Below are 2,916 nucleotides of genomic sequence, written 5' to 3'. Positions count from 1 at the left end.
GATCGTTGTCTTCTTCCACTCAATTGACACGGGAAGCCCCACATGAGTGCAAGAGTTCCGTTAACGCGTCCGAGCCCCACCGGTTTCGTTCTTCGGCAAGTTCATCCCACCGTCTATACATGTTCTCTACAGATGACAACGTAGCAAACGGGCTAGCTAAGTTTTGATACATCCCCAATGGGGGACGAGGAGTATTCTCCCTTCCGACGCGGAATGATAAAACCTCATCGATGAGTATTCGTTCCACTTTAACGATCGTCTTTTGCACTTCATCAAGCTGAGAGAGATTGATCCCTTTCCATACAGTCCCATCACGCTCAAAGCTATCAGCCGCATGTGCGATGAATTTGTTGCGCAAGTCGTTGAAGTCACGAATCGATGGCGAAGAGAGCCAATGTTCGAGTTCCTTGAAGAAACTTTCAGAAATCACGTCGCTACGGCTGCGCTTGTCAGCAGATACGCCAGACAATCTATCGAACGTCTCATGAAGGTGAAGAGCCATGATCCATTTGCCATTACCCGGGGCATGCAGGCCGAAGATTGTTGTCATAGGGTCGTCCTGATCTGCGTGCTTGACCCAAGCAGCCGGATCGTAGGGAGTACCATCTCCAGAAACGTATACTTCACGGGTTATTTTCTTGCGATGGTGCCTCACATCTTTCAGTAAGCGAAATAGTGAAATTACATTGTTGCCTTTATCGAGGAGACGGAGGATTGCGAGTATTTGAGTTGCAATGAAGCCGCTATCTAGGAGAAACGAAAGAGCTCCATTTTGAGATGCCAATGGAATTCTTTGGTCCGTTCTAGCGCTAGCCACCGTGCGATACACCAAGTCGTTGAAGAGCATTAAGTGAATTTGATGCTGGACACTATGAGGTTCCTCCGGTGCGGATTCGTACCACTTCATCCACTTGCTCCACAGTTCGCGGAAGGAATAAAGGTTTGGCTTATCGACGACATCACATTCGTTGACTGRAATGTTGAACCGGTGCGCAGAAATACGTATGGCATCTACGGGAGTAGTTGTCATGAAAAGCCTCTATTGGCCGCCACCATAGTAAGGACGGGAACTGTGGGATGAGCTATAAGATCCGCGAGAGCCGCGGGCCCAGGCTGGCATAGTGATCGGAGAGATTCCGAGCAGGCAGGTAGAAAAGAGGTGCAGACGCTTCATGTGCTTCCTAAAGTGAGAATTTGGGTGTGAGAACGGTACCTCCTTCCGTGGAAGGAGGGTAGTGCACTGGTGAAAATTTGTCGCCTCTGTCGGTACTTTAACGTAAGATTGTAAGCCACATGCGCCGCACCACTGCTGCCCAGTTCATCGCTATTTCTGGCACGTATCGAGCTTGACGCTAACCTTATGCCTGTCAGGTTCAGCCCACTCCGCACACATCGTGAGCGCGGGAAGTCTTACATCGTTGTGGATCCTGAGCTTGCCTATGGGCGACCCACGATCAAAGGTACTGGTATTCCTGCAGAGATCATTGCTAAGAGAAAGGGAAGCGGCGAATCGGAGGCACGCCTAGCCAAGGATTACCGCATACCACTGCGTGCCGTCCAAGAAGCGGTCAAACATTTCCCGCAGCGTAAAGCAGCCTAGATACCGATATTTCACAGACCGGAATCTTGGTTCGTACTTCTTCCCCGAACAGCTACGTAAGGCGGGGATAGATTTGGTCGTGCACGATGACATCTATGGGCCTACAGAGCGGGACCCCTGGATTTTCTACGAATGCGGGATCAAAGGTTTGGTCGTCATAACGAGCGACATTGAGTTTAGGAAGTCGTTCCCCCACATGGCTGCGATCACAATCGCACAAACCAGCGTGGTTGCCTTCACCAACAACCATTACAAATCAAATGTTCGTGGCGCAGCTTTCATTAAAGCGTTGCCAACGATTGAGCGAACCCTAGGAAACCACAAGCGTAAAAACATAATTGCTGTCGTGGGTACCAATGGTGCTTTTCGCCTGTGTGAAGAGTCACCCTTACCTTCACGGAAGAGCTGTGACGCTAGAGACTGGGATAGTTTTGAACGAGTATGCAAGGAAGCAGGAAGACTTTTTCTCACACCAAAGCACTAATCCCAAGGGCTCGTTAATCTTGATTGGCATGAAGGTACAGGCGAGCAAAAAGCGGCAATCCTCTATGTTCAACAATTGTGAGATATTCTCTTGATCGGTGTGGCAGCTTGGGTGATGCGGGCGCTCCGCTGTTTACCTACCGGTCGGCGTTTTCAGCCACTCTTCCAGTTGCCCGGTCAGGCGCAGTGCGCTGATCTGTGCTTCGCGAAGCTGCCGGTCGGCATCCAGAAGATCAAGGTATTTCTGCCGTTCCTGAATGAGCGCATTTTGCTCATCTTTCGGAGATGGCGGAGCGGCGCCATTGCCGGATCCGTTATTCAATTGAATCCGTAGCGCGTCAAGCTGTTGTCCGGCAATCTCACGCTCCAGCGCAGCGATCTCGCTTTTTGCGTTCAGCTCCGCGAGTGTGTTAATTGTCTTCACGCGTCCTTCCAGGAAATCAAGCTTCACACGATCCGCGTCGGACTGCGCGTGTAATGCGTCGGCCAGTGATTCCTTTGCCTTGGCACGTAGCTGAAGTTGGAAGATAGGGAGGTCCACCACCGTTCCCACGGTGAAGTTATCTGTGCGGAACGAACCGGGTTTGTAATAGTCCTGATAGTTATTGAACGTCGCGTAGCGGTCGTATTGAAAATTAAAACTGACACGTGGACGATATAGCTTTCTTGCATCTCCAAATGCAACCTGGAATTTTGACCGCGCGTTGACGTACGCCGCCTGAATTGCCGGCATGTATTCACTATCGCTCCTTAGTTTCGGAGCCGGAGGTGACGGAATGCTACCGGAAACGATGGAGAGGCCTTCAGCCGGCAGTCCTGTCAGATTCGCAAGG

4 protein-coding genes are annotated in these 2,916 nt (G+C 50.8%); 2 read left to right on the top strand and 2 right to left on the bottom strand.

Features of this window, described 5'->3' with window-relative positions; translation table 11 throughout:
- Positions 1 to 19 precede the first annotated feature (19 nt).
- Entirely contained in the window at positions 20 to 1,030 is a 1,011-nt protein-coding gene (locus AB4043_RS24660; RefSeq protein ID WP_442308414.1) for a hypothetical protein, read from the bottom strand.
- Positions 1,031 to 1,360: 330 nt separating this feature from the next.
- On the opposite strand from AB4043_RS24660, the gene AB4043_RS24655 reads away from it, so the two are divergent.
- Both AB4043_RS24655 and AB4043_RS24650 read left to right on the top strand, forming a co-directional pair.
- Positions 1,361 to 1,600 carry a DUF433 domain-containing protein gene (locus tag AB4043_RS24655; RefSeq protein WP_442308413.1) on the top strand — a complete coding sequence of 80 codons (240 nt, stop codon included), beginning with the start codon at positions 1,361 to 1,363 and terminating at the stop codon, positions 1,598 to 1,600.
- A gap of 196 nt (positions 1,601 to 1,796) precedes the next feature.
- The gene (locus tag AB4043_RS24650) at positions 1,797 to 2,084 is read left to right on the top strand and encodes a hypothetical protein (protein WP_442301045.1); all 288 of its coding nucleotides are present in this window, start codon (positions 1,797 to 1,799) and stop codon (positions 2,082 to 2,084) included.
- 132 nt (positions 2,085 to 2,216) lie between these two features.
- On the opposite strand, the gene AB4043_RS24645 is transcribed toward AB4043_RS24650, so the two are convergent.
- A partial coding sequence (locus tag AB4043_RS24645; protein ID WP_442308412.1) for a hypothetical protein occupies positions 2,217 to 2,916 on the bottom strand: 700 nt, incomplete at its 5' end.

Origin of the sequence: Terriglobus sp. YAF25, assembly GCF_052113305.1 — a bacterium.
In the GTDB taxonomy this organism is placed as follows: domain Bacteria; phylum Acidobacteriota; class Terriglobia; order Terriglobales; family Acidobacteriaceae; genus Terriglobus.
This window is presented reverse-complemented; position numbering and strand designations above follow the sequence as displayed.